The sequence below is a fragment of the Nosocomiicoccus ampullae genome (assembly GCF_001696685.1).
In the GTDB taxonomy this organism is placed as follows: Bacteria; Bacillota; Bacilli; order Staphylococcales; family Salinicoccaceae; genus Nosocomiicoccus; species Nosocomiicoccus ampullae_A.
This window is the reverse complement of record NZ_MBFG01000012.1, coordinates 16,847-43,596: the sequence shown is the minus strand read 5'-3', so window position 1 is coordinate 43,596 and position 26,750 is coordinate 16,847. Positions and strand designations below refer to the sequence as shown.

The 26,750-nt window shown below is 37.8% G+C and carries 29 protein-coding genes and 1 riboswitch; of the genes, 12 read left to right on the top strand and 17 right to left on the bottom strand.

Features of this window, described 5'->3' with window-relative positions:
• Nucleotides 1-138 precede the first annotated feature (138 nt).
• Together BBS29_RS06190 and rpoE are read right to left on the bottom strand one after the other, a co-directional pair.
• Nucleotides 139-1,755 carry a CTP synthase gene (locus BBS29_RS06190; protein WP_068130229.1) on the bottom strand — a complete coding sequence of 539 codons (1,617 nt, stop codon included), beginning with the start codon at nt 1,753-1,755 and terminating at the stop codon, nt 139-141.
• 128 nt (nt 1,756-1,883) lie between these two features.
• On the bottom strand, nt 1,884-2,375 hold the full coding sequence (gene rpoE, locus BBS29_RS06185; protein WP_068130226.1) for a DNA-directed RNA polymerase subunit delta: 492 nt from the start codon (nt 2,373-2,375) through the stop codon (nt 1,884-1,886).
• Between the two features lie 188 nt (nt 2,376-2,563).
• On the opposite strand from rpoE, the gene BBS29_RS06180 reads away from it, so the two are divergent.
• Nucleotides 2,564-4,147 carry a BCCT family transporter gene (locus BBS29_RS06180; protein ID WP_083286840.1) on the top strand — a complete coding sequence of 528 codons (1,584 nt, stop codon included), beginning with the start codon at nt 2,564-2,566 and terminating at the stop codon, nt 4,145-4,147.
• A gap of 69 nt (nt 4,148-4,216) precedes the next feature.
• Nucleotides 4,217-5,032, top strand: a complete 816-nt coding sequence (gene coaW, locus BBS29_RS06175; protein ID WP_068130222.1) for a type II pantothenate kinase — start codon at nt 4,217-4,219, stop codon at nt 5,030-5,032.
• Here coaW and BBS29_RS06170 read toward each other — a convergent pair.
• Nucleotides 5,019-5,699 carry an ATP-binding cassette domain-containing protein gene (locus BBS29_RS06170; RefSeq protein ID WP_068130219.1) on the bottom strand — a complete coding sequence of 227 codons (681 nt, stop codon included), beginning with the start codon at nt 5,697-5,699 and terminating at the stop codon, nt 5,019-5,021. The genes coaW and BBS29_RS06170 overlap by 14 nt on opposite strands.
• Before the next feature lie 45 nt (nt 5,700-5,744).
• Complete coding sequence (locus BBS29_RS06165; protein ID WP_068130217.1) at nt 5,745-6,935, bottom strand: NADH-dependent flavin oxidoreductase; 1,191 nt, start codon at nt 6,933-6,935, stop codon at nt 5,745-5,747.
• A 119-nt stretch (nt 6,936-7,054) separates the two neighbouring features.
• On the opposite strand from BBS29_RS06165, the gene BBS29_RS06160 reads away from it, so the two are divergent.
• The 5 genes from BBS29_RS06160 (at nt 7,055) to BBS29_RS06140 (ending at nt 11,146) form a co-directional block, all read left to right on the top strand.
• A complete protein-coding gene (locus BBS29_RS06160) occupies nt 7,055-8,050 on the top strand; it encodes an MsnO8 family LLM class oxidoreductase (RefSeq protein WP_218836842.1) in 996 nt (331 codons plus the stop codon).
• Nucleotides 8,051-8,078: 28 nt separating this feature from the next.
• Nucleotides 8,079-8,414, top strand: a complete 336-nt coding sequence (locus BBS29_RS06155) for a glycine cleavage system protein H (RefSeq protein WP_068130215.1) — start codon at nt 8,079-8,081, stop codon at nt 8,412-8,414.
• 61 nt (nt 8,415-8,475) lie between these two features.
• Nucleotides 8,476-9,237 (top strand): protein-ADP-ribose hydrolase, encoded by a 762-nt coding sequence (locus BBS29_RS06150; RefSeq protein WP_068130211.1) that lies wholly within the window; start codon nt 8,476-8,478, stop codon nt 9,235-9,237.
• 12 nt (nt 9,238-9,249) lie between these two features.
• On the top strand, nt 9,250-10,137 hold the full coding sequence (locus tag BBS29_RS06145) for an SIR2 family NAD-dependent protein deacylase (RefSeq protein WP_068130207.1): 888 nt from the start codon (nt 9,250-9,252) through the stop codon (nt 10,135-10,137).
• Nucleotides 10,124-11,146: a lipoate--protein ligase gene (locus BBS29_RS06140; protein WP_068130204.1), complete on the top strand. Its 1,023-nt coding sequence runs from the start codon at nt 10,124-10,126 to the stop codon at nt 11,144-11,146. Before BBS29_RS06145 ends, BBS29_RS06140 begins: the two co-directional genes overlap by 14 nt.
• Before the next feature lie 414 nt (nt 11,147-11,560).
• On the opposite strand, the gene BBS29_RS06135 is transcribed toward BBS29_RS06140, so the two are convergent.
• The 8 genes from BBS29_RS06135 to BBS29_RS06100 all read right to left on the bottom strand — a co-directional run bounded on the left by BBS29_RS06135 (nt 11,561) and on the right by BBS29_RS06100 (nt 16,923).
• A complete protein-coding gene (locus BBS29_RS06135; RefSeq protein ID WP_068130203.1) occupies nt 11,561-11,782 on the bottom strand; it encodes a hypothetical protein in 222 nt (73 codons plus the stop codon).
• An 88-nt stretch (nt 11,783-11,870) separates the two neighbouring features.
• On the bottom strand, nt 11,871-13,034 hold the full coding sequence (locus BBS29_RS06130) for an aminotransferase class I/II-fold pyridoxal phosphate-dependent enzyme (protein ID WP_068130200.1): 1,164 nt from the start codon (nt 13,032-13,034) through the stop codon (nt 11,871-11,873).
• A gap of 3 nt (nt 13,035-13,037) precedes the next feature.
• The gene (locus tag BBS29_RS06125; RefSeq protein ID WP_068130197.1) at nt 13,038-13,841 is read right to left on the bottom strand and encodes a MetQ/NlpA family ABC transporter substrate-binding protein; all 804 of its coding nucleotides are present in this window, start codon (nt 13,839-13,841) and stop codon (nt 13,038-13,040) included.
• A 4-nt stretch (nt 13,842-13,845) separates the two neighbouring features.
• Complete coding sequence (locus tag BBS29_RS06120; protein WP_040928560.1) at nt 13,846-14,499, bottom strand: methionine ABC transporter permease; 654 nt, start codon at nt 14,497-14,499, stop codon at nt 13,846-13,848.
• Nucleotides 14,492-15,508: a methionine ABC transporter ATP-binding protein gene (locus BBS29_RS06115; RefSeq protein WP_068130192.1), complete on the bottom strand. Its 1,017-nt coding sequence runs from the start codon at nt 15,506-15,508 to the stop codon at nt 14,492-14,494. Before BBS29_RS06115 ends, BBS29_RS06120 begins: the two co-directional genes overlap by 8 nt.
• Before the next feature lie 55 nt (nt 15,509-15,563).
• A riboswitch (SAM riboswitch) is annotated at nt 15,564-15,666 on the bottom strand.
• Between the two features lie 84 nt (nt 15,667-15,750).
• A complete protein-coding gene (locus BBS29_RS06110; protein WP_246828751.1) occupies nt 15,751-16,068 on the bottom strand; it encodes a type II toxin-antitoxin system PemK/MazF family toxin in 318 nt (105 codons plus the stop codon).
• Nucleotides 16,069-16,091: 23 nt separating this feature from the next.
• Nucleotides 16,092-16,355 (bottom strand): AbrB/MazE/SpoVT family DNA-binding domain-containing protein, encoded by a 264-nt coding sequence (locus tag BBS29_RS06105; RefSeq protein ID WP_068130186.1) that lies wholly within the window; start codon nt 16,353-16,355, stop codon nt 16,092-16,094.
• 58 nt (nt 16,356-16,413) lie between these two features.
• Nucleotides 16,414-16,923: a GNAT family N-acetyltransferase gene (locus BBS29_RS06100; protein WP_068130183.1), complete on the bottom strand. Its 510-nt coding sequence runs from the start codon at nt 16,921-16,923 to the stop codon at nt 16,414-16,416.
• A 144-nt stretch (nt 16,924-17,067) separates the two neighbouring features.
• Between BBS29_RS06100 and BBS29_RS06095 the strand changes: the two genes are divergently transcribed.
• Both BBS29_RS06095 and BBS29_RS06090 read left to right on the top strand, forming a co-directional pair.
• Nucleotides 17,068-17,967, top strand: coding sequence for an acetamidase/formamidase family protein (locus BBS29_RS06095; RefSeq protein ID WP_068130180.1), 900 nt, complete (start codon nt 17,068-17,070; stop codon nt 17,965-17,967).
• Nucleotides 17,968-17,982: 15 nt separating this feature from the next.
• A complete protein-coding gene (locus BBS29_RS06090) occupies nt 17,983-18,825 on the top strand; it encodes a Cof-type HAD-IIB family hydrolase (protein ID WP_068130177.1) in 843 nt (280 codons plus the stop codon).
• Here BBS29_RS06090 and BBS29_RS06085 read toward each other — a convergent pair.
• A complete protein-coding gene (locus BBS29_RS06085) occupies nt 18,820-19,434 on the bottom strand; it encodes an alpha/beta hydrolase (protein ID WP_068130174.1) in 615 nt (204 codons plus the stop codon). The genes BBS29_RS06090 and BBS29_RS06085 overlap by 6 nt on opposite strands.
• A gap of 97 nt (nt 19,435-19,531) precedes the next feature.
• On the opposite strand from BBS29_RS06085, the gene BBS29_RS06080 reads away from it, so the two are divergent.
• The gene (locus BBS29_RS06080) at nt 19,532-20,458 is read left to right on the top strand and encodes a VOC family protein (protein ID WP_084778889.1); all 927 of its coding nucleotides are present in this window, start codon (nt 19,532-19,534) and stop codon (nt 20,456-20,458) included.
• A 23-nt stretch (nt 20,459-20,481) separates the two neighbouring features.
• Here BBS29_RS06080 and BBS29_RS06075 read toward each other — a convergent pair whose 3' ends face one another.
• The gene (locus BBS29_RS06075) at nt 20,482-21,234 is read right to left on the bottom strand and encodes a DUF6612 family protein (protein ID WP_068130169.1); all 753 of its coding nucleotides are present in this window, start codon (nt 21,232-21,234) and stop codon (nt 20,482-20,484) included.
• Nucleotides 21,235-21,308: 74 nt separating this feature from the next.
• A complete protein-coding gene (gene pdxR / locus BBS29_RS06070) occupies nt 21,309-22,652 on the bottom strand; it encodes a MocR-like pyridoxine biosynthesis transcription factor PdxR (RefSeq protein WP_068130166.1) in 1,344 nt (447 codons plus the stop codon).
• A 94-nt stretch (nt 22,653-22,746) separates the two neighbouring features.
• Between pdxR and pdxS the strand changes: the two genes are divergently transcribed.
• Complete coding sequence (gene pdxS, locus BBS29_RS06065) at nt 22,747-23,628, top strand: pyridoxal 5'-phosphate synthase lyase subunit PdxS (protein WP_371327383.1); 882 nt, start codon at nt 22,747-22,749, stop codon at nt 23,626-23,628.
• A gap of 39 nt (nt 23,629-23,667) precedes the next feature.
• On the opposite strand, the gene BBS29_RS06060 is transcribed toward pdxS, so the two are convergent.
• Together BBS29_RS06060 and BBS29_RS06055 are read right to left on the bottom strand one after the other, a co-directional pair.
• Entirely contained in the window at nt 23,668-24,357 is a 690-nt protein-coding gene (locus BBS29_RS06060) for an SDR family oxidoreductase (RefSeq protein WP_068130161.1), read from the bottom strand.
• Between the two features lie 11 nt (nt 24,358-24,368).
• Complete coding sequence (locus tag BBS29_RS06055) at nt 24,369-25,484, bottom strand: amidohydrolase (protein WP_068130157.1); 1,116 nt, start codon at nt 25,482-25,484, stop codon at nt 24,369-24,371.
• A gap of 105 nt (nt 25,485-25,589) precedes the next feature.
• Here BBS29_RS06055 and menC point away from each other — a divergent pair, with 105 nt between their 5' ends.
• Nucleotides 25,590-26,729: an o-succinylbenzoate synthase gene (gene menC / locus BBS29_RS06050; RefSeq protein WP_068130154.1), complete on the top strand. Its 1,140-nt coding sequence runs from the start codon at nt 25,590-25,592 to the stop codon at nt 26,727-26,729.
• Nucleotides 26,730-26,750 lie beyond the last annotated feature (21 nt).

Genomic DNA, 26,750 nt, shown 5'->3' with positions numbered 1-26,750 from the left:
ATTTGTATTCTCTCCCTGTTAATTTTTGTTGGTAACTAAATTATAACAGAGAATGCGATGGCTCTTTTTTCTATTTTACACAATTATATGGACGTAACGCCACAAAGCAAAAAACGGCGTGCACTGCACGCCGTTTTATTATTGCTCGTTATTTTCTTTTTCTTTTAAAGCCGCTTCAACTAATCCTTTAAATAATGGATGTGGTCTAGTAGGTCTTGACTTAAATTCTGGGTGGAAGACTGCACCGATATAAAACGGATGTTCTGTAATTTCGATAATCTCTTTATATTTACCATCTTCACTCATTCCACTGAATGTAAGTCCTGCGTCTTTAATATTTTCTTCGTATTCGTTATTGAATTCAAAGCGGTGACGATGACGTTCGCTTATATCTTTCACACCATACAGTTTTGAAGCGAGTGTGTCCTCTACTACGACTGAGTCATAGCTTCCAATTCTTAATGAATGTTCACGGTCAAGTAGCTCCGCATCTTCACTCATTAAAGTAATGATTGGATCATGTGTTGTTGGATCGATTTCTGTAGAGTTCGCATCTTTCATACCTAAGATGTTTCTCGCCGCTTCAATTGCCATTAACTGCATTCCTAAACTAATTCCAAGTACTGGTTTACCTGTTTCACGTGCGTAACGTAACGTTTCAAGTTTACCTTCAATACCTTGATCTCCAAATCCTCCTGGAACGACGATTCCGTCTAATCCACCGAGTATTTCATCGACATTTTTATCCGTTACGTCTTTTGCATAAATCCAGTCGATTTCAATTTCTGTTAACTCTTCAAATCCTGCATGGTTTAAAGATTCAACGATTGAAAGATACGCATCTTGAAGTTCGACATACTTACCGACGATACCGATTTTCACTTTTTGATTTAAGTTGCGGATGTTTTCTAATACTTGTACCCAGTCGTCTAAGTTTGCTTCACGTTTACTCTCTAAACCTAATGTTTTAAGGACGATATCATCCATGTTTTGATCTTGTATACTTAACACGATGTTATAAATTGTGTCTTCATCTTTTGCTTCGATGACGTTTTCTACACTGACGTCTGAGAATAATGCGATCTTGTTACGTAAGTCTTCTGTCATTTCATACTCTGTACGTACGACGATCATATCTGGTTGAATACCTAAACCACGTAATTCTTTAACACTATGTTGCGTCGGTTTAGTTTTCATTTCGCCTGCTGCTTTAATATATGGTAGTAACGTACAATGAATAAACATGACATTTTCTCTACCGAGTTGTGTTCTTAACTGACGAATAGCTTCAATAAACGGTAATCCTTCGATGTCACCTGTCGTTCCGCCAATTTCAGTAATGACGATTTCAGCATCTGTCTTTTCACCGTTACGTAACATTCTCGATTTAATTTCGTTTGTAATGTGAGGAATGACTTGTACAGTTCCTCCAAAGTAATCTCCGTTACGCTCTTTTCGTAACACTTCTGAATAAATCTTACCTGCTGTAGCGCTTGAGTATTTGTTTACTGTAATGTCGATAAATCGTTCATAGTGTCCTAAATCTAAATCCGTTTCTGCACCATCATCTGTGACAAAAACTTCCCCATGTTGAAACGGGCTCATTTCACCTGGGTCAACGTTTAAGTATGGATCAAACTTTTGAACTGTTACTTTAAATCCACGTGCTTTTAAAATTCTACCGAGTGATGCAGCCGTAATACCTTTACCAAGAGAAGATACAACGCCACCTGTTACAAAAATATACTTAGTCAAGTAAGATTCCTCCTATAAATAAAAAAATCTCCCTCCCAAATGCGCTTGGAAAGGAGCTCGTTCACTGTATCCCTAAAATAAGGGAGCCCAATTAAAATAATAGCACGATTACGGAATTTGTCAATAATTTAATAGTCGTCTCCGTCACCGTAATCATCTTCGAGCGTATCGCCTTCATCGATGTTTAAATCCGTAGTGTCGATGTCTTCATCATCAATAGCTTCATCGATATCCTCATCGTCTTCTTCGTCGATATCTTCGATGTCTTCATCGTCAAGTTCTTCGTCAAGTTCGTCGAATTCATCAAGTTCATTGTCGACGACTTCAAACTTATGAACCGTCGGTGCAATTTTGTCGTTGATGTCATCCACCGTGAACCATTTTCTAAGACCCCATACACCGTCTTCAGTAGAAACAAAACGACCATCTGTATTTAAGTCTGTATAAAATTGTAAAATACGATTTTCGATTTCTTTCTCAGTATATCCACCGATTTCTTGGAATTTGTCGATAATTGAATATAAATCAGTTTCTTTTTCTAAATCATCTAAGTAAATATAAGCCATATCAATAAACGCTTGTTCGTCGATCATTTCTTTTGTAAACTCATCTAATCTCATAATTTGATATCCTTTCATATCATTCATTGCACAATCAAAAGTATATTACATTCAATACTATTATAATGCAAGCATTTTTCATAGTGCAGCATATGATATTTTGAAAATAAAACCCGTAAAAAATAGTGTTTATTTCATAATGATTAGGGTAATAATAAATCATTGGACAATAAGGAGGAAATTTTATCGTGTCAAATAAAAACACGAATCAACATAAGCGTAAGGGGTTCTCTAAACTTGAACTCGGAACAGTCTTTTGGACTTCAGCGACGATAATCATTGTCGCATCAATTATTGCGATGGTTATCCCTGGCAGATTCCAGGCAGCTTCTGAAGCAATTTATGAATTTATTTCTCAAAACTTCACTTGGTTCTTCTTACTTCTCGTATTCGGATTTGGTGTGTTACTTATATTCTTAGCACTCTCACCATACGGTCGTATTAAGCTCGGTGATGACGATTCTGAGCCAGAATTTGCCTTTTGGCCTTGGATCGGTATGTTATTCTCGAGTGGTCTTGGAGTTGGACTCGTATTCTTCGGAGTTGCTGAACCGATGCAACACTTCGTGGAAGCACCGTTTTTAGGTGGCCCAATTCAAGATGCTGAAGCTGCGAGAATCGCAATGGGTTATACGTATTTCCACTGGGGAATTTCACAGTGGTCAATTTTCGGAGTTGCTGGACTTGCGATTGGTTACTTCCAATATCGTAAAAAGCGTGACGGGTTAATTTCTACGTCACTCGAACCTATTTTTGGGTTTAACTATAGTAAACTCGGTCGTAATTCGATCGATACGCTCGCAATTATCGCGACAATTACAGGGATGGCGACGTCAGTCGGTCTCGGTATTTTACAAATGGATGGTGGGTTAAACCACGCATTTGGATTACCTCAAGGCCCTGTCACTCAAATTATTTTAACGGTACTTATGACAACGGTATTCATCTTATCGACAGTAATCGGTCTAGAAAAAGGGATGAAGTTCTTTAGTACGATGAACATGGTACTCGCATTATTCTTAACAGTATTCATGATTATCTTCGGTCCGTTTAGCTTCATTATGGAATCTATCGTTTTAGGTCTCGGAGATTATTTATCGAATTATGTCGGTTACTCACTACGTGCCGAACCATATAACGCGAGAGATTGGACAAGAGGATGGACAGTATTCTACTGGGCATGGGTAATTGCTTGGAGTCCATTTATCGGTTCATTCGTCGCACGTGTATCACGTGGTCGTACGATTCGTGAATACGTCGCTGGTATTTTAATCGTCCCACCGATTTTATCATTCTTATGGGTTGGTGCCCTCGGAGGAACTGCGATTTACTCTGACTTATTTAAAAACACAGATATCGCGTCAATCGTTCAACAAGATGAAACACGCGCATTATTTGAGTTATTAAATACGATGCCATTTACAACGTTAACGTCAATCGTTGCGATTTTACTCATCTTCTTATTCTTAGTAACGTCTGCAGACTCTGCAACGTTTATCGTATCTGGAATGAGTCTTGGTGATACTGAAAATCCACCGATACGCATGAAAGTGTTATGGGGAGTATTACTCGGAGTATTAACAGTCGCACTGATTTTAGCTGGTGGACTGACAAGTTTACAAGCAGCAAGCTTACTCGCTGGTCTACCGTTTGCGATCGTTCTTATCTTAATGATATTTAGTGTTATTAAGAGTATGCGAAGAGAGCCAAACAAAGCACTCGCAAGACGCCGACACAGTGACAACGCAAAAGAAGAACATAAACAATTTTAATAGTTTACAATAATTGCTTAGCACCCATATAATAGAGGGTGCTAAGTTTATTTTATATGGAGGATAACGATGAAAATAGGAATTGATGCGGGTGGTACGTTAACGAAAGTCGTCAAAATGTATGACGATGGTACATATGAATATAGTAGCCGTCCAACGACTGAAGTAGATATGCTCATTCAAGAGCTAAACGACGAAGAAGACGTCACACTATACTTAACTGGAGGCGGCAGTGTTTACATATCAGAACATGTGAAGCACGAGTCGCATTTACAAATTGAATTCGACGCAGCGTTTACTGGTCTGACATATTTAATGGAGCAACAAAATATCCCTTTAGATCGCTTCGCTTACTTAAACATCGGAACGGGAACAAGTTTTCACGTCGTCGAAAATAACATTCAGCGCCGCGTCGGTGGTACTGGTATCGGTGGTGGTACGTTAATGGGGTTATCACAACTACTTACAGGTTATGAGACGTTTGAGGAAATTGTAGAAACAGCAAAACAAGGAAACCGTGATACGTTAGACTTAAAAGTAAAACATATTTTTAAAGACGGTCCTGTTCCAAAACCGTTAACGCCGGAACTAACTGCAAGTAACTTTGCACGCGTTGAACCACACCATCATACGACTGCTACAGATGCAGATAAACTCGCTTCTGTCATCGGGATGGTCGCTGAAGGTGCGATTTCATTTGGTGTAACGCTCGCTCAAGGATTTAAAACGAACGATCTAGTGCTCATCGGTTCGACGTTAAAAGATAACGACGTCATGCAGTCAGTTATCCATAGTTACGGTTCACTAAAAGGAATAAAACCACACATCATCGAAAACGGTGAATATAGTGGTGCAATCGGTGCGATTTTAGTTACAAAACAATAAGTCGCTTACGGCCATACTCAATAATTTCGAGTGGTACGTTAAAGATATTCGTTAAATTATATTCTGTGATACATTCTGGTGAAGTCGTAAATGCGACTTCACCTTTTTTCATTCCGATTACTTTATCTGCATATTGTAATACGAGCGTGAGATCATGCACGTTCATAATAACGATTTTTTCTTTTGATAATTCTTTTATATAGTCAAACATCTCTTTTTTATATTTGACGTCGAGTCCTTCTTCAAGTTCATCGAAGATAAGTATCGGTTTATTTTCTAACACTGCTTGGACAAATACCGCACGCTTAAACTCCCCACCCGAAATATGAGATACGGATGTATCTTTTAAATCGTATAAAGAAAAACGTTTCAGTAAATCATCGCTACTTTTTTGACTCGTTAACTCGGCGAAGTCTTTAACTGTCATGTCAGGGCGATTTAAAAGTTGCGGGATATATGTGACGTGCTCTTTTAAATGAAACGGTGCATCGTTAAACAATACATCTCTCTCACTATATTGATAGCCGATTAAACCATTTAAAAGCGTCGTTTTCCCACTACCGTTACCCCCGATAATGATATTTAACCCATCATTAAAATGAAGTTCATTGATATTGAGCAAAAACGTATTAAATTGAACGGTTAATTTTTCAATGGATAGCTCCATACGACTCCTACTTTCGTGTAGATTAAATATTTCCCAAGAAATTTCTTATTCTTTATCTTCTGCCATACGTCTTAACTCATCGCGCGTCTCTTTTGGTAGCCCTTCGCCGTAATCCATCATTCTAACGATGTCTTTAAAAGCTGCACGTGGAATTTTTAAGTCTTCTAACTCGTCAATCTCAAACTGAAGTGTAATATCTGATTCGTGACCTGCTTTTAACTTATTTACGAAATCTGGTTCGGTAATAAATGGGCTCGACATTCCGACCATATCGCCAAATTGTAATGCTTCTAGTGCTTTTTCTGGCGTGTTAATACCTCCAGTAACCATAAGTGGGATTTTCCCTTTCACGTGATCATAGACAATCTTATTGACGTATTCACCTTCGTTTTCACCTTGTGCACGGACCGTCGCTTTATAAATGTTTCGACCCCAACTTGCGATTGCTAAATAGTCGAGCGGTCGAATAGATTCGAGTGCATCTACGAATTGTAAAAACTCTTCAACTGTATAACCGACGTCACTACCCCTTGTTTCTTCAGGCGTCCCTCTAAAGCCGAGCATAAAGTCTTTTGGCGCGTGAGTTTCAATAACATCTGCAACAGCTTGATATACTTCTAAACCAAATCGTGATCGGTCTTCTAACGTTTTACTACCATATTCGTCGTCACGCTCATTTGAAAATTTAGAGAAAAATGTTTGAATGAGTAATCGTTGTGCAGCTGATACTTCAACACCATCAAATCCCGCTTCAATTGCGCGCTTAGTTGCCTCGCGGTAATTATCAATCACCATGTCGATTTTACGTTTAGACATCGGCAACACTTGGTGTTTTACTGGCACATTTAATTCCATAAAACTCGGTCCATAAACGACGCCTAAATCTAAAATTGCTTGGTTAGAAAAACGTCCAGCATGTGTGAGTTGTAATATCGCTTTTCCACCAGACTGTTTCATCGCTTGTGCGAGTTTTTTTAATCCTTCAATTTTTTTATCATCTGCAACGCTATACCCGTATTCAAACAGTTGACCGTACGGTTCGATATACGCAGCCCCTGTTACGAGAATCGGCGCAGACTTGCTGCGTCGTTCGTGATATAAGACATCTTCAGTCGTTACTTCCCCGTCTTTAGTCGATGAATTTGTAATCATTGGAGACAATACAAAACGGTTATCAATGACGTCACCATTCGGCAGTTGAAATGGTTCAAATAGCGGTTCGTATTTTTCGTTCATTTTCTTACTCCTTTAATTGTAAGTTTGTCATTCTAGCATACCATATGCTTTCTTTGACTATAAAATTCAGTGCGACTATAATTATATATGCTTCATACATTAATTTTAATTTAAAAGGATTGATCATCATCGTTAAAATAAGCGTCCTTGATTACGCAGTGATCGATGAAGGGAAAGATGCAGTAACTGCAGTGAAAGAAGCAATCGAACTCGCTCAACATGCTGAAGCATTAAATTTCAGTCGATTCTTCGTCGCAGAGCATCACGATGTAAAATCATTTGCAAGCAGTTCACCAGAACTATTGATGATGAAACTACTCGATGAAACAAACGACATTCAAATTGGTTCAGCTGGTGTTATGTTGCCGCATTACAGTCCGTTAAAAGTTGCAGAAAACTTTCGTATGTTAGAAGCTTTTCACTGTGGACGTGTGAACTTAGGCTTTGGTAATACGTTCGGTACAGCTAAAGTACAACGTGCAATGGATACGAAAAAAGCTGATTTTGACTACGAACATCATGTCGATACGTTGCAACAACATTTAACTAATGCGTCAAACATTACCGTTCACCCTGAAACATCTTCAGCGCCTTCTATGTGGATGCTAAGTACGAGTGAACGTTCAGCGAAACTCGCAGCGAAACTCGGTGTCGGGTATATTTTCGGGTTATTTCCGTATGCATCTACCGATAAAATACCAACTGGACGACGGGCAATAAAGCAATTTAAAGAAATGTTTCAACCGTCAAAAACGAACGAAACACCTGTCACTATTGCAGCAGTTTTCGTCGTCATCTCAGATACGGATGAAAAAGCCGAGACACTCGCGAATGCTTTAGACGTATGGCTACTCGGTAAAAATAACTTTAACGAGTTCGAATACTTCCCATCTATAGAAACAGCGAAAGCCTATGATTATACAGATGATGAACTGAAGCGTATGAAAGCCAACCGGACACGTATGGTCGTCGGGTCAAAAGAAACGGTAAAAGCAAATCTATTGGATATTCAAAACGAACTTTCAGCTGATGAATTACTCATCATTCCGCTAATGCCAGGATTTAACAATAGAAAACATGCACTCACGTTAATACACGAGGCATTTAATTTATAAATTCGAAAATTTAGAAAGGATGTTTTTTATGAGAAAAACAGCAAACTACTTATGGATCGATAAAGATGGAGACACTTATACATTAGTGTTAACGCCTGAACTTCAAGATGATATCGGAACAGTTGGATACGTTCAGTTCAGTAAAGAGGACGTCGTTAAAAAAGGCGACTCACTACTTGAATTAGAAGGTTCTAAAACAGTATTAGACTTAATGTCACCACTTGCTGGGACAGTCGTTGAACGAAATACAAAAGCAATCGACACACCAGAAATTTTAAACGCTTCAGACGCAAACGAAAGCTGGGTTGTAAAACTGACAGACGTCGATGAAGATGCATTTAATGCGTTAGACGACGCACAATAATGTTAGATCGCTTACAATTTTTAATTGTAAGCTTTTTTTCTAGTAAAGAGGGTTTTATGTTATGACACTAAACGAAGTAAATGATTTAATATATTATTTACAAGATGAAAAAAACTTAGCACATACACCTGCGAGAGATTTTGAACATGCATTTACGTTATACCGTGAACTCGTCAACGTGCGTAAACCAAAGCCTTTACCTGAGAAATTTTTACGCATTCAAGATGAGTTTTTAAAGTCATTTAACGATACGGTTGTTCATCTTAAAGATTTAGAAGAAGTCGAAAGACAAATCTATATGTTTAAAGGTGATATAACAACACTCGCTGTCGACGGTATTGTGAATGCCGCGAACGCTGATTTACTCGGCTGTTTTATAAAGGGACACGCGTGTATTGATAATATCATCCACACGAAAGCTGGGATTCAACTACGCTATGAATGTCACGAAATTATGGAAGCACAAGGTCGTAAAGAAGCGGTCGGTCGCGCGAAAATAACGAATGCTTACAACTTACCTTCAAAATACGTATTTCACACAGTTGGTCCGTATATTAAAGGAGACGCACCTTCAAAAATGCAGCAAGATTTACTCAAACAATGTTATCTAAGTGTCCTTAAACTTGCGGATCAGCATAATTTAGAGAGCGTCGCGTTTTGTAGCATTTCTACAGGTGTATTTCGTTTCCCTAAACTACTCGCAGCTGAAATTGCGACACACACAGTCAAAGACTATTTAGAAGAAACAAACTCTAATTTAAAAGTCATCTTTAACGTATTTTCCGATGAAGATGAAATGATATACAACAACATATTACGTTAGAAAGGAAATGCTATGTCTACTTGGAACTACAACACACATTCAGACAGTGAAACACTCGCTTCTCTTATAAAAGATGCAGACGCTGTCGTCGTTGGCGTCGGTGCTGGGATGTCCGCTTCAGACGGCTTTACATACGTCGGTGACCGTTTTAAAAAGAACTTTCCAGATTTTATTGAAAAGTACGGATGGTTCGACATGTTACAAGCGAGTCTTTTTGACTTTCCGACGACTGAAGAGTATTGGGCGTTTCAAAGTCGCTTCGTCAAGCTAAATTATATCGATCAACCGGTCGGTAAATCGTATGTAGCACTTAAAGAAATGCTCGAACATACACCGTACTTTGTCATTACGACAAACGCAGATAACGCTTTTTATAAAGCAGACTATGATATGGATAAAGTATTCTACTATCAAGGTGAATATGCGTTAATGCAGTGTAGTCAGTTTTGCCATAACGAGACGTACCGAGATGACGAAATGATGTTAAAAATGGTCGAACAACAACAAGATATGAAAGTACCATACGACCTAATTCCGTCTTGTCCAAAATGTAACGCAAAGTTAGAGATTAACAAACGTAACGCCGAAAAAGGCATGGTCGAAAGTCCACACTTCTTCGAGCAAAAAGCGCGATACGAAGCGTTTCTTAACGAGCATAAATCCGGAAAAGTCATCTATTTAGAAATCGGTGTCGGCTATACGACGCCGCAGTTTATCAAACATCCGTTTTGGCGATTCACATGTCAAAATAAAGACGCTAAATTTGTTACGATGAACCAAAAATCATACCGAATTCCTGATGATATTAAAGAGCAGTCGATCGCTTTAACAGATGATATTCAAACGACGATTGTCAAAGCAAATCACATTTTAAAGGAGCAACAACATGTATCTAATTGAACCATTTCGTAACGGAAAATATGTAGACGACGGTGCATACGCACTCGCAATGCAAGTATATGTCAATGAAAATATATTTTTAGATGAAGGAATTATATTTCCGTATTATTGCCAACCTAAAATTGAAATCGGACGTTTCCAAAATGCTCGTGCAGAAGTGAACCAAGAATATTTAGACGAAAACGGCATTATCGTCGTACGCCGTGACACTGGAGGCGGAGCAGTACTCGTCGATGAAGGTGCTGTAAACGTTTGTTTCTTAATCCCTGAAGACAGTGGAATATACGGTGACTACAAGAAAATGTACGCCCCTGTCATTCAAGCTCTGAAAAATCTCGGAGTTAAAAATGTCGAGCAAAGCGGACGAAATGATCTTTTAATCGACGGTAAAAAAGTATCAGGTGCAGCGATGACAAAATCACACGGGCGCGTATACGGTGGTTTCTCTCTACTACTCGACATTCACCCTGAACGTATGCTTGAGTCATTAAATCCGAATCAAAAGAAAATCGAATCAAAAGGTATTAAATCTGTAAGAAGTCGCGTAACGAGCATTCGCGAACATTTAAAACCAGAACTTCAAAATGTTACGACAGATGAATTTAAAGACCTCATCATTAAAGAACTTCTCAATATTCAATCTGTAGATGAAGCAAAACGCTACGAACTAACTGACGAAGACTGGCAGAAAATCGATGAACTCGTCGAAAAGAAATATAAAAACTGGGACTGGAACTATGGTAACTCTCCAAACTATAGTTATCAAAGAGATGGCCGTACGACTGCTGGAACGATCGATATCAGTTTAGAAATCGTCGAAGGTCGTATCGACAAATGCCAAATCTACGGTGACTTCTTCGGCCAAGGACAAATCGACGATGTGAGCGCGCACTTAATCGGCACAAAAGTGAAACGAGAAGATCTATTAGGACGATTAGCAGAAATCGATTTAAACTATTACTTCGGTAATTTATCAAAAGAAGAACTGACAGATTTAATTTTAAGCTAATAAAAACGACCGTAGTTAACGACTCATAAGAGTTCGAAACTACGGCCTTTTTATTTGGTGATGGTGCGTCGTTATAGCTTTATTTTACGCAAAACGCATTTGTGTAAACGAGTGTCTGATTACGTTGACAATTACGAGAATTGTGTCAACGTACGGACTATCTCTTTTACGCAAATCCATTTTATATTAAAAGATGAAAAACTATTTAACGCAAATTGCTTTTCTGTTAAAGCATGCTACTTTTATTTAACGATTAGAGCATTTGCGTTAACATATACGGAACTGATTGGACGCAAATCCATTTTGCATTAAAAGATGAAAAACTATTTTACGCAAATCATTTTTACGTCAAAGGACATCTCATTACGTTGACAATTACACCCACCGTACGCACAAAATTAAAAACGACCGTGATTATTCACGGTCGTCTGTCATGTCTTCTACACTCGGACGGTGTTTTTTATATGAAAATAGTAACAGTGTAAATAGAATGAATAGTACTAACAATAATGCAAATATTAGGACGTAACTGAGTGGATTTTCTTGCGTAATTACGCTCGTAATTGAAAATATAATTCCACCAGTAAATAATGCACCTACAAATGCATAAATTATGACTTGCCAATTTTTCATCATAATACTAATTCCCCTCATTGTTCGTACGTTCACTGTAACATGACTACTACTTCATTTAACAGTCATTTTTGACTAATTCGTTACATTTCTACTCTTTCCATAAATGACTGATTGATTGGAATCGCTCGACGACTTCATCTAACTCTTCATCTGCAATTGCGAGTGATACACGAATTCGGTTTTCACCAAGTGATCCGAACGGGAATCCTGGAATGACCATAATCGACTGTTCTTCTAATAGATATTCAAAGAACGACTCACTATTAAAGCCTTTTGGTACTTCGACCCATCCAAACATACCACCGTTAATATCATTTAACGGGATACCGACTTCACGAAGTCCTGACACGAATTTGTCACGGCGACGTTTAAATATTTCGTTTTGTTTTAATAAGAATTCATCGGATTCGTTTAACGCCGTTGCAGCAGCTTCTTGTTGAACACCCCACATTCCTGCATGTGCAAACGACTGATATAAATTCAGCGCGCCGACCATATCTTTGTTACCGACCGCAAATCCTACTCGGAATCCAGACATGTTAAACGCTTTTGATAATGAGAAAAATTCCATCGACGTTTCAAAGTTTTTGTCACTTTCAAGAATGCTCGGTGGCTTTCCTTCAAATCCGAATGCAGCATACGCGAAATCGTTGATCAGCATAATGTCCGTATCTTTAAATCTTTCGACTGTTTCATCGAAAAACTCTTTTGTCGCAACTGCACCGACTGGGTTTGATGGATAGTTTAAAATGATTAAACGTGCGTTGTCTAATTCTTTTTCATCTAAATTATCAAAGTCCGGTAAGAAATCATTTTCTTTTAGTAACGGTAAATCATATACTTCACCATTCGCTAGTTTTACTCCTGGTACATAATCGATATATCCAGGATTTGGCACGTATACCCCTTCTCCTGGCTCGATAAAGAGACTTGGGAAGTTAATGATTGCATTTTTTGAACCGTATAATAGTGCGATGTTTTCATCTTCTAACTCGACATCGTAATGTCTTTTATAAAAGTCTTTAACAGCTTGCATTAAGTTTTCGCGAACGTTAACACCTGCGTATTTGTGGTTTTGAATGTCGTCTATCGTTTCCTTCACGTTTTCTAGTACGTGATCTGGCGTACGACCATCCGGTACACCGATTGACATATTGAGTAATGGTTTGTCGCCCAGTTTAATCTTTTCTAGACGCTTACGTAGAGACATAAAGAAGTCTCCTTCTAACTGCATTAAACGTTTGTTTGCCATTTGTTAATCATCCTCCGGTTTGTCAAAACCTTTGAACTCCTCGTCGATTACTTTGTTGAATCCTTCCGATTGTACGGCTTTTATTAAATCTTCACGAATCTTATCTGATGCAAGGTCATCGTTAACGACGATTCTATTTCTAAAGTATTCTGACATATTTTCTAATATAAGTGCATCTTCTAACTTCATGTTACTCGCTAAAGCAAAGTTCCCTGGTACGAGTGATAAACCAATTTGATCCACACTTCTCGGAAGTTGCCCCGCATCTTGATAAACAAACTTGAGGTTCATCTTATTACTTATAATATCATTTTCTGTGATATCAAACATATCATAACCCTCTTTTAGTTCGATTAACCCCGAATCTTCTAACACCATAAATGCACGACTCATATTTACTGGGTCTGGTGGTAACGCAACTTCACTACCGTTTTCTATATCGTCTAACGACTTATATTTACCAGAATATAATCCCATCGGTGCAGTTGGCACTTGTATTAAATCAATTAAATTCTTATCGTTTTTCTCATTATAATTATTCATAAACGTAATATTTTGAAACAGGTTTGCATCTATATCGCCATTTGCGAGTGCTGTATTCGGTTGAATCCAGTCAGAGTATTCAACGACTTTCACCGTATACCCCATCTCTTCTAATTCAGGTCGTATCGCTTTTTCGACCATATCTGTAAATGGTCCACTCGTCGCACCGATCGTAATGACTTCACCTTGTTTGTCGCTCAATAAATAAGATGAAATACCGATGACGACTAAACATCCTGATAAAAATGTAATAATTCCACGCATAGTTTTACCCCTCTCTCTGACTTAAAAAGTCACCAATCCATTGAACGAGTTGTACGATAACGATTAATAATACGACAGTGATTAACATGACGAACGTATCGTATCTGTAATATCCGTAGCGGATTGCGAGGTCACCTATACCTCCACCACCGACAACTCCAGCTGTCGCACTAAATGCAATGATTGAAATAATCGTTAACGTTATCGCTTGAGTTAAACTTCGTTTTGATTCTGGTATTAACACGTCAAAAATAATCTGTGATAACGGTGCGCCTCCAGCGATACACGCTTCAATGACACCTTTATCGATACTATGAAAACTCGACTCTGCGAGTCTTGCAAATAATGGAATCGCTGCGATACTTAACGCAACTGACGCAAATACTGGTCCGTGTGACGCATTTACTAACCACGTAGCAAACGGCATAATCGCAACGATTAAAATGATAAACGGAAAACTACGAATCACGTTTACAATAAACCCGAGTATGACGTTTAGCGACTTCACTTTAAATAACTGACGTTCGCTCGTTATGAAAAGTAAAATTCCAAGTGGTAAACCGATTAATACCGCAAAGAAAATTGAAATAGACACCATTAATACCGTCTCTAAAAATGAGCGGTACAGTAGCGGTAGTATAATATCTAACTTATCCATAAATCTCAGCCCTCTCTAATCCGATTCTGTCATCGATATGTTTAAAAAATCTTCCGATTTCCGCTTCGTCACCACTCACTTGTAACATAAGTAAACCGAGTGGATCGCCGTTAATATATTCGATGCGACCGTTTAAAATACTAATGTTTAAATCAAATAGTTTATACAGCTGATTTAAATGGTTTTCTTCTGCTGTATCTTTTGCGAATTTTAACGTAATGATTCGGTTTTCGTTTGTTGTCTTAATATGTGGTGGCACTTGGAAGTTATAAATTTCTTGAACGAAACCTTTCGTCACTTCATGTGTCGGATTACTAAATATGTTATAAACATCGTCTACTTCAATGATTTCTCCGTTAGACATGACTCCAACGCGATGTGCAATTTCTTTTATGACTTCCATTTCATGCGTAATTAAAACAATCGTGAGACCGAGTGTTTTATTAATCTCTTTTAATAACTTTAAAATTTCTTTTGTAATCTCAGGGTCTAACGCACTCGTCGCTTCGTCACATAGTAAAACTTCTGGATCATTTGCAAGTGCACGTGCAATACCGACACGCTGTTTTTGTCCCCCACTTAAATTTTTAGGTAACGCATCTCTTTTATCTGAAAGTCCGACGAGTGTTAACAACTCATCCACTCGTGCGTCCATTCTTTCTTTCGGATATTTCGCTGCTTTTAAAACAAATTTAATGTTCTCAGCAACTGTTTTACTGTTAATTAAATTAAAATGCTGAAACACCATTCCGATCTTTTGACGTTTAACACGTAGTTTATCTTTAGAAAGTTTTGTTAAATTATCGTCACCGACAATGACGTCACCCGTTGTCGGCACTTCAAGTAAGTTAATAAGACGTAACAGCGTACTTTTACCTGCGCCACTAAAGCCGATTAGTCCAAAAATCTCACCTGAGCGAATCGATAAATCCGTCGTTTTAACCGCTTCAACAGTCTTACCTTTCACATCGTAAGTCTTACTAACGCCCTTCAATTCAATATGACTCATGGAAACTCCTCCTCAAAATAAAAAACCATTTACTAAAATAAGCAAATGGTTTGTAATGATATCTGTCAAGCATCTGCTCGTTGGAATTAGCACAGTACTTAAAAAGCCCGCTGCTGAACTGTCACTGGGCCAAATCCCTCGAGTTCTCTGGATATTTAATATTCAATTAAAACAATCGTATACCACATAGAGCTATTTTACAACACTTTTTCGAAATTGTTAGAAAACTCCTGAAAGGTAAATCAATCAACGGTAAAGATTAATTTATAAGTTTCTATAAGCTCTTTTAGTTCTCTCTTTGAAACTCTCTCGACTACTTTTGACTGTGTGAGACCTCTTGATTTTAGATCGAGTGCTCGGCTTTGATCTAATAGAGCTTTTCCTGTTATTTTCTTAGTGGTCTTTAATTCATGATATAAAGGGTATTCACGTTTTGTATTTGAAATTGGAACTACTATAGATATCCCACTCATATCCCTAACTTTATCATGACTAATAACTAGAGCTGGACGATGAAATTTTTGCTCATGTCCTTTACTAGGATTAAAATTTACATACACTATGTCGCCCTGTGTTATATTATTTACCAGTTTAATTCAGCTCCTTTTGATTCTCCCCAATCTAGCTCCTCGGACCTGATCCCATCATCTTTCCAATCTTTAAATAAATCATGGATAGAATTAGGAGCCTCATTAACTGGAGTCATAACTATTGAATTATCAATTACCTCTACTAGAATACTCTGATTTACTTGGATATTCAGTGTATCAATCACTTCTTTAGGCAGTCGCGTAGCCTTTGAGTTTCCCCATTGCACTAATTTTGTTTTGGTTTTTATGTTACTCATAAAAATCATCTCCTAAATTAAGTATATACATGTATATACTTTTTAGCAATTAATCTCTCTACTTCACCCATTTGGACATGTAGATGAGGTCTGTGTAGCTGTCGTCGTTTAGTTTGACTTGATCTTTTAGTGTTGCTTCACTTTCGAATCCGAATCGTTCGTATAGTTTGATCGCGCCGTCGTTGTTTCCAAATACTGTGAGGATTAGTTTTTCGATATTTTCATTTTCTGTCGCGAAATCGACGACTTCTTGAATGAGTTTTCTTCCGATACCGTGTCCTGCATATTTATGTTGAACACTAATTCCAAATTGTGCGATGTGACGGAATTTATGGCGCTGATCGTGGAACATGTTGATGATTCCAATGACTGTATCGCCATCTAATGCGACGAGTTTTAAGTCGTTTTCACCGATGTTTTTTATTTTGTTTATTTGATCTTCTAAGTCTGGTTCCTGATTTTCTATCGCTGTTGCGAGTGTGTCTGGATTTTCTTTTGTTACTTTTATTTTATGTTCAATGATTGACTCTGCGTCTTCAATTTTCGGTTTTCTTATTTCTAAATTCATCGTATCCCATCCTTTTTAATGCTACTTCTATAGTAACATTTATACTTCCTACACTCACTTTGTCTGTTTATCAGTTAAATAGACAAGCTCTCGTTTATTTGTAACAATGAAGTTGATTACTGATTATTTAAGGAGGATTTTTAGATGAAACATCTTTCTAACGAACATTATTTTTATCACATGTCTAAAGATAACGAACCGAAGTTAACTGTAGATGTTGGTGATACTGTTAAAATTGACACACTCGACTGTTTTACGAATCAAATTCAAGATGAAGATTACGCATTTGACGCACTCGATTGGGATAAAATGAACCCGGCAACTGGGCCTATTTACGTTAATGGGATTCAAGCTGGGGACGTTTTAAAAGTTACGATTCAGGATATTGAAATAGGTAATAAAGGTGTCATGGTAACAGTACCTGATGCTGGTGTGATGGGTAAATATTTACACGAACCGACGATTAAAGTGCTCGACATTAAAGATGATACTGTCCTCTTTAACGATATTGAAATTCCAATTAACAAAATGGTTGGAGTGATCGGTGTCGCACCGAAAGATGAAGCAATTAACAACGGTACACCAGATACCCATGGCGGTAACATGGACTCTGTGAAAGTTACTACAGGCGCAACGCTTTACTTACCTGTCTATCACGATGGTGCATTATTTGGATTAGGTGACTTACACGGTGCCATGGGTGACGGTGAAGTTTCTGTAAGTGGTTTAGAAGTTGAAGGATCTGTTACAGTGACTTTAGAAAAAGCGGAGAACGTTCAAACTGAACATCCAATTTTAGTAAACGATGAAGGTATTTATCAATTTGTGTCTCACGAAAGTTTAGACGAGGCTGTTGACCAGTCCGTACAGGTGATGATTCAAAATGTTTTAGAGCCAAGAACGACATTAACACTACCAGAACTAACGATGTTAATGAGTTTAGTCGGTCAAACAGAAATCAACCAAGTTGTAGACCCGTTAAAAACTGCACGTTTCTTCGTGCCGCAATATGTGTTAGACAAATTAAACATCGAATTAAAATAATAGGAGGCTTTCAATATGAAGGCAGTCGCAATCGATTTAGACGGTACCGCTCTAACGAATGACGGTAAATTTAGCAAAAGATTAGAACAAGCCATTCACAACATGCACGAAAAAGGTATACTCATTTTTATTGCAACCGGCCGTTCAATGAAATCATTATCCTCAAAGTTACCAAAAGATTTACCGGTCGACGGATACGTCGCAGCAAGTGGCGTTGTTGTTGTTGCTCAAGGTCAAGTGCTAAGAAGTTCGACATTTAAAAAAGAAACGATTGAAGAAGTCATTTCTATCGCAAGAGAACAAAAAGTTTACTACGAAGTGAATACGACAAATGACGGTCCATTTACATTTTTACAAGATAAAGAATACGCGTTAGAAGACTTACTTCATCCACCAGAAGAAGATGTACTCGCGTACGAAACAATCGGTGCAAGCCGAAGTATTACAGACAGTAATCAGTGGGTAGATACGATCGATTTAACAGACGTTATTAAACTATATTTCTTTAGTAATTATAAAGATAAAATCAAGAAGTTTTATAATACACTCGATCAAAATTCAGACAACAATACAAAATATGCACTCTATCAAACAGCGGTGCATAACTCTGAAATTATGGTTCCTGGTGTAGATAAAGGTACAGGTCTCACTGTACTTGCTGAACACTTTAATATAAATTTATCGGACATTCATGTATTCGGAGATAGTATGAACGATATCCCAATGTTTAAAGTCGCAGGGAAATCTGTCGCAATGAAACATGCGATTGAAGAGTTAAAAGACCTTAGCGATGACAAAACAGAATTTACGAATGAAGAAGAAGGTCTCGCACAATATTTCGAAGCGCATTACTTATAATGCGCTTCTTTTTTGAATATAAAATACATGACCTTGCATCAGTTCGTCCGAATGTATTTCATGACCACCATCGGTGAGTTCAATTTGTACGTTTGCATTTCGTTCTTCAAATAATTGCTTTACTTTAAACGCATCACCAGCTGACGTCTTAAAGTCTCTTGCTCCAGCTGTAATTAACACATTTAAATGGCTTAAATCTATGTCTCGCATTTGTTCTGAATAGTAAGCTGGATGCATTAAAAATGCACCAAATATCGGTAACGGATAGTTTAATAATACGTGGCTGGCAATATTTGAGCCATTAGAATATCCGATAATAAATCCTTTATTTAAGTCTAAGTCATATAATTCAAATAATTTTTTAATTTCATCGTATAACTTTTGACCTTCATTTTTTAAACTGTCTTCATCATATTTTTTAGGATGAATTCGTTTAAAGTAACGAAGTTGTTGACCTTCAAGTACGTCTCCACGAAATGCTAAAATATTTGCTGAACTATTTACCGTTGCTGCGATGTCGAGCAAATCTGTCTCGCGTCCACCGGTACCGTGAAGGAGAATTAATGTTTCCTCTGAATTGTTTTTCCCTTTAATAAATAAGTGTTTCATATTTTCACTCCCAATACTATTATGATAAGACAAAAAAGCTAAACACTCATAATAAATGACTTATAATTATTTTAAAGAATTCCAAAGGATGATGAATATGATCAATCAAATGCACCACGTATCTGCAATCACCAAAGACATTCAGTACAACAACCATTTCTTTACAAAAATTTTAGGACTACGTCGTGTGAAAAAAACAGTCAATCAAGATGATACATCAATGTATCACTTATTTTATGCAGACAAAATAGGATCTATCGGTACGGACATGACTTTTTTCGAGATTAAAAATTCTCAACCAGTTCGCTATGGGACAAATGCAATCACGATGACTATTTTTAGAGTCCAATCAATCGAAGCGTTACAATTTTTTGAAGACCGCTTCAATTCTTTTAACATCCGTCATGAAGGGATTTCTAAATATAGTGGTAAAGATGCACTTAAATTTTACGACGTTGAAAACCAACGTATGATGTTAATAGTGGATCCTGTTGAAGAAGACGTAGTACCTTTTGGTAACAACGGTGAAATCGTTGAAAAATATCGTATTACGAGTATACACGGTGTGGAAGTTACTGTGCAGTATCAAGTAGCATTTACTGAAACGTTAAAGCTACTCGGGGGAATAGTTGATGAAGACTTTAAAAATCAAGATGATACTGTCATTAAAATCGGTGATGACCGCATTTACGTTAAAGAAAACCGATCACCGATGATGGAGCAACAAGGTTACGGGAGTGTGCATCACTTAGCGGTAAACGTCGATAGCCTCGATGAGTTAAAAGAGTTAGAAAATCTTTTAAACGACGAACATTATGTTAATTCCGGCATTGTCGACCGTCACTACTTTACATCTCTCTATATTAACGTACCAGGAAATATTGTCGTTGAACTTGCGGTTCATACGAACGGATTTACTGTCGACGAACCGATTGAAACACTTGGCGAGAAGTTATCTCTACCACCTACCCTTGAAGAAAATAGAGACTTCATCGAATTATATTTACAAAATATTGAAGACTAAAAAAGACTAGCCCGGCTAGTCTTTTACTCTATTTCTTCTGGCACTTCGATTCCATCGATTTCATTAAACGAATCGAATGTGCTTTCACCTTTAAGGTTTACAGTACCTTCTTCATCTTGAATCGCAATATTAAAAATCATTGAACGAATGAAATACTCTTCGTCGACAACAAACTCTAATTCGATATCGTGATTCGATACATCGACTTCTCCTAAGTTCATGTGTAACAGTTTTTCTATCGCATGATATATATTTTGATTTTGACCTTTAAATTTATATACATAATTTCCGTCGACTTCTTCTTTTTCTAGTTCGTCTTTAACGGTCATTAACGTATTCACTAGCTTTTGATACGTCACTCTAAATAACGAACCTTCGTCGATAGAATCTGTAATTTCTACCCACTCTTCATCGTTATTAAAGTACGTACGACCATCTTTAGAGATCGTTCTTAAAACGTCAGAAGACTTTAACGCAATTTCCGGCGGATTCCCATCCACATATTCGACATCGACGTTCATTGCCTCTTCAACTTCACCGTCTAATTCTGCATCAACCTCTAGCGATGTATGATACGAATCGATCTCACTCGATTTGTCGACGACTTTTTGTAAAGTCTCGTCATTTATTTTAACTTCTTCAGTTACCTCTTCGTTCTCAGCAGTTGTTGTCGTTTCTTCTTCGACAACTTCTTTTTCTTCCTTTTCGTCATTCGAACATGCGCTGAGTACTAATAGTGAACTTAAACCTAAACCGATAAAACGTGTTAATCTCATTTTGTAATTCCTCCGATACACTCTCTATTTCGATAATAACATGACTTTTAAAGATAAACTAACAAAAAGTAAATCTAACCCGTTAACGCGTCAATTAACACGTCCATATGACTTTCAAGTTGACTGAAAGGGATACTACCAAAGCCAATCACAAACGATACATCTGTATGATTTTTATCGTATGTTTTCATCGGCTCAATTTTTAAATCGCGTGTCTTCGCACGTTTTAAGCAATCATCTAACGTTCGGCCGTTCGTTACTGTTAACACAAAATGCATGCCCGCTTGTTCACCACTTACAGTTAACTCAGTCTCATATGGTTTTAGACGCTTCATAATGTACGTAATTTTCTTTTCATAAATATTACGCATTTTATTTAAATGACGGTCGAAATGGCCACTCCGTAAAAAGAGCGCAACGATTTGCTGCGTATGAATCGGCACTGTATTCGACTCTTTATATTTTAACCGATGAAAATCTTCGACTAAATGTTTAGGTAGTACCATATACGCCATACGAAGCATCGGAAATAATGCTTTAGAAAACGTACTGATATAAATAACGCGTGACTCCGTATCTAAACTTTGAAGTGCAGGTAATGGCTTTTTAAAATAACGAAATTCTGAATCATAATCATCCTCGATAATATATCGATTTTCTTTTTCATATGCCCATTTTAATAGTTGCGTGCGCTTTTCAATCGTCATCACTGAACCGGTCGGAAAGTGATGACTTGGCGTGATGAAAATCACATCTCTATGACTATTTTTAACGTCATCGATGTTAATACCGTCTGATTCTAATGGCAGTGTCATGTAGTCAATTCTATGCTTTTCTAATACCATTTTTGCTGGTGGATAACTCGGTGATTCGATCATAAACGTATGGTTGTTTAATAACCTTACGACGTATTCCATCAACTGATTTGTCGACGACCCGATAATAATTTGATCGTGAGATGCCGATACACCGCGACTATTAAACAGGTATTTCGCAATTTGTTGACGCAACTCATATAACCCTTCGTTATAATCTTCATTTAACAAATGTTCATATGGCGCGTCAAACACTTGTCGGGACAATTTACGAAACGTATCAAACGGAAAGTGCTCTAAGTCTACTTGAGCCGTTTCAAACGAATATGTATAGTCTTGTTCTATCGTTTTTTCATCTGATTCTATTTGTGTTTTTCTGACGACTGGCAGTACTTCTAGCTTACTGACATAATATCCGCTTCTCGGTTTTGAGTATATAAACCCTTCGTCTAACAGTAATTCATACGCCCGTTCGATTGTCGTTTGCGACACGTTTAAATGCTTTTCTAACTGGCGCTTTGACGGTAGTTTATCGTCCGTTTCATAATCACCAGATATAATTTGTGACTTTAGTGACTCGTACAATTCTAAATATAATGTCATAACTGACCCCTAAATTAATTATAGATTTGAGTATTTCTAAGTATCAGATTATCAATTACACTGAAATTAATCAATAAAGAAAAGGTGGATGACAGTGAGTAAATCATATGTACATTTAGAATCAGAATTAAGTCAGAAGATGAAAGGTGGCGTCATCATGGACGTCATTAACGCTGAACAAGCAAAGATCGCTGAAAAAGCTGGTGCGGTTGCTGTAATGGCGTTAGAAGCTGTACCAAGCGACATTCGTAAAATGGGTGGCGTTGCACGTATGGCAAACCCTTCAATTATCGAAGAAGTGCAAAACGCAGTATCTATCCCGGTTATGGCGAAAGGTCGTATCGGACATATCTCTGAAGCACGTACGTTAGAAGCGTTAAACGTCGACTATATCGATGAGTCTGAAGTATTAACTCCTGCAGATGAAGAATACCACTTAGACAAATGGACATACGACACACCATTCGTTTGTGGATGTAGAAACTTAGGCGAAGCTGCACGTCGCCTTGGTGAAGGTGCTACGATGCTACGTACGAAAGGTGAACCAGGAACTGGTAACATCGTTGAAGCAGTGAGACATATGAGACAAGTGAACAAAGAAGTCGAGCACATTTTAAACTTAGACGAAGCGGAATTAATGACAGCTAGTAAAGAACTTGGTGCACCGATCGACGTATTACGTGCAATTCGTGAATACGGACGTTTACCTGTATTAAACTTCGCAGCAGGTGGTGTTGCAACACCTCAAGACGCAGCACTTATGATGGAACTTGGTGCGGACGGTGTATTCGTCGGTTCAGGTATCTTTAAATCTGAAGACCCTGAAAAATTTGCATCAGCAATCGTACAAGCAACTGAAAACTATAAAGACTACAAACTCATCGGTGAACTTGCGAAAGACTTAGGTGCAGCTATGAAAGGTATCGATATTAGAACACTCGATGCAGCTGAACTTATGGCAGATAGAAGTGAATAATTAAAATTTAAAAGCACTCCGTAAGGAGTGCTTTATTTATTATACTGGTCTAACGATGATTTCGTTGACGTTCACATAATCTGGTTGAGTGAGTGCATAAATGACTGCGTTCGCAATATCTCTTGCTTCTAATTTTTTACGGTCAGACTTTACATTTTCAGCAAGTCTTGTGTCGACCATACCTGGAGAAATGCTCGTCACTCTCACTCCAGTATGCGCGAGTTCTTTTTCTAACCCTTGCCCAATTGTGAGTGCTGCGATTTTCGTCGCGGAGTATACAGTACTTTGTTTTGTCACTTCGTGTGCAGATACACTCGTCGTATTAATAATATGTCCGCTTCCTCTTTCTTTCATATCAGATACGACGTGGTGAACACCGTATAGAATACCTTTAATATTCGTGTCTATCATATTATCCCATGACTTTACGTCACCATCAGTTACTCGGCTACTTTTCATAAGGCCTGCGTTGTTTACATAAATATCGATTTCACCGAATTTTTCTTTCGTTTTATCGACTAATTGTTTTACTTCATCAAATTTTGAAACGTCTGTTTTTAGAGCGAGTACGTGGTCGCTATTTAATTCTTTTAACGCAGATTGTAGTTTATCTTCACTTCGGCCGGTAATCGTGACGTTCGCACCTTCTTCAACGAGTCGCTTCGCGATTGCAAGGCCAATACCTCCGTTACCACCTGTTACTATTGCTGTTTTACCTGTTAAATCCATGAAATTCTCCTTTACACTTTCATAATCGCTTCGTAAATTACTTGTGCCCCTACTGGCATCATATCATGTTCAAACTTCATATATGGGTGGTGAAGCCCTGGCGTTAAATTACAACCTAGACCAATCATCGCTCCTTTTAAGTGAGGATTCCCTACCGTGTAAAAATGGAAGTCATCTCCTCCACTCGTAATAATCGGATCGATTAAGTACTCTTCTCCTACAGCGCTTATAATCGCTTCTCTTAATACGTCAATCGCGTCTTCATGGCTTTCGCTTGCGACCATTTTTTGAGATTCTTCAATGTCGACCTCAACTTCATATAACGTCTCAATTGTTTTTAATACGTCCATCACTTCATTGATTATTTTATCCATTACTTTATTTGTCTGCGCGCGTAAATCAATACCCATCGACACACTACCTGGGATAATATTTAACGACTGACCACCTGCATGGAATTTTGTCACTTTAATCGAGTGTGGAATCATTGGGTTAACATGGATGTTTTCTAGCATCGCTACGATTGTTGAACCAATTTCAATCGCGTTCGTGTTTAAATGTGGTCGTGCGCCGTGCGCATCTTCACCGATAATTTTAAATGCAATCGAACCTGTGGCACCGTGCTCAATACTCGGTGAAATATATCCTGATTTTGCTTCTTCAATCGGACGTAAGTGAATTCCAAACATGTAATCTAAATCATTAATAATACCTGTTTTATTTATCTTTTGTGCGCCGAGTCCAATTTCTTCTGCTGGTTGGAATACAAAGCGCACGCCTTTATTTTCAGGCATGTTGTCTTTTAGCATTAACATCGCGCCGATCACCATTGCAGTATGTGCATCGTGTCCGCACGAATGATTCGCCTGCTCGACACCATTTACTTCTTGCCATAACGCATCGATATCCGCACGAACACCGATTTTTACGCTACTCTCACTAAAATCCCCAATGTCGCAATATAGCCCCGGAAAATCTTCAAATTTAACCGGTGAAAATCCTCTTTTCTGTAAATAATTAAAAATATACTGTGTTGTTTGAACTTCTTGTAAACTTAGTTCAGGATGCGCATGAATGTGTTTAAAAATTTTATTAATTTCAGTTTGAATTATTTCAGGTTCAGTCATTTTTATCCTCTTTTCAATAGTGTATTTGATATAATGATAACGTATACACTATAACTTTAACAAAGGTTTTGTCGTCGTTAGACGATAAATTAAAGGAGATGCGTTATGAATATCGAAACAATTAAACTTCACAAGTTAAAAATGGAAATGAAAACTCCATTTACCACAAGTTTTGGAACGCAAATTGACCGCTTCGTGACAATCGTTGAAGTCATCGACGAAAATGGTTTAAGCGGTTTTGGAGAATGTGTGGCTGGAGAGGACCCATTATATTCTGAAGAATTTATGGATAGTGCAGTCGTTGCAATTAAGAAATACTTTGGTCCACTACTCATCCAAAGCGAATTGAGTCATCCTAAAGAAGTCACTGAGATTTTTAAGCCATTTAAACGTAATAACATGGCAAAATCTGGTGTTGAAACTGCAGTATGGGATTTATACGCAAAACAAATCGGTGAACCGTTATATAAAGTGCTTGGCGGCGAGAAAACAAAAGTCGAAGTTGGTATTTCTCTAGGGTTAGAAGAAACAGATGAAGCAATTCTTCCGAAAATCGAGGAGAAAGTTAACGAAGGATATAAACGAATTAAAGTAAAAATTAAACCTGGTCGAGATGTTGAATACGTTCGTCTGATCCGTAAACATTTCCCAGACATTCCACTTATGGTCGACGCTAACTCAGCATATACGTTAGATGACGTCGAAACGTTAAAAGCGCTCGATGAATTTAACTTAATGATGATTGAACAACCACTCGGTAGTTCAGATATCGTAGATCACGCAAAACTTCAAAAAGAAATCGAGACACCTGTCTGTTTAGATGAATCAATCGATAGCTATGAAAACGCAAAAGCTGCGATTGAGCTCGGTAGCTGTAAAATTATTAACGTTAAAGTCGGACGCGTCGGTGGACTAGCAGAATCAATTAAAATCCACGATCTCGCGAAAGCAAACAATATCCCCCTATGGTGTGGTGGAATGTTAGAAGCGGGTGTTGGTCGTTTAACAAATATCGCGATTACAACATTATCTAACTTCACACTTCCTGGTGACACAGCATCTTCATGTAGATACTGGGATATGGATATTATCTCGCCAGAAGTCGTTGCAGAAAATGGGGTCGTCACAGTAAGTGACAAACCAGGCATCGGTGCAGATGTTGATTTTGAAAAACTCAATCAGTATTTACTCGAAACAGATGTGATTACGAAAGAAGATAAACTCGATATGGTATTTTTCGACTAAAAAATAGGCATCACTGAATAG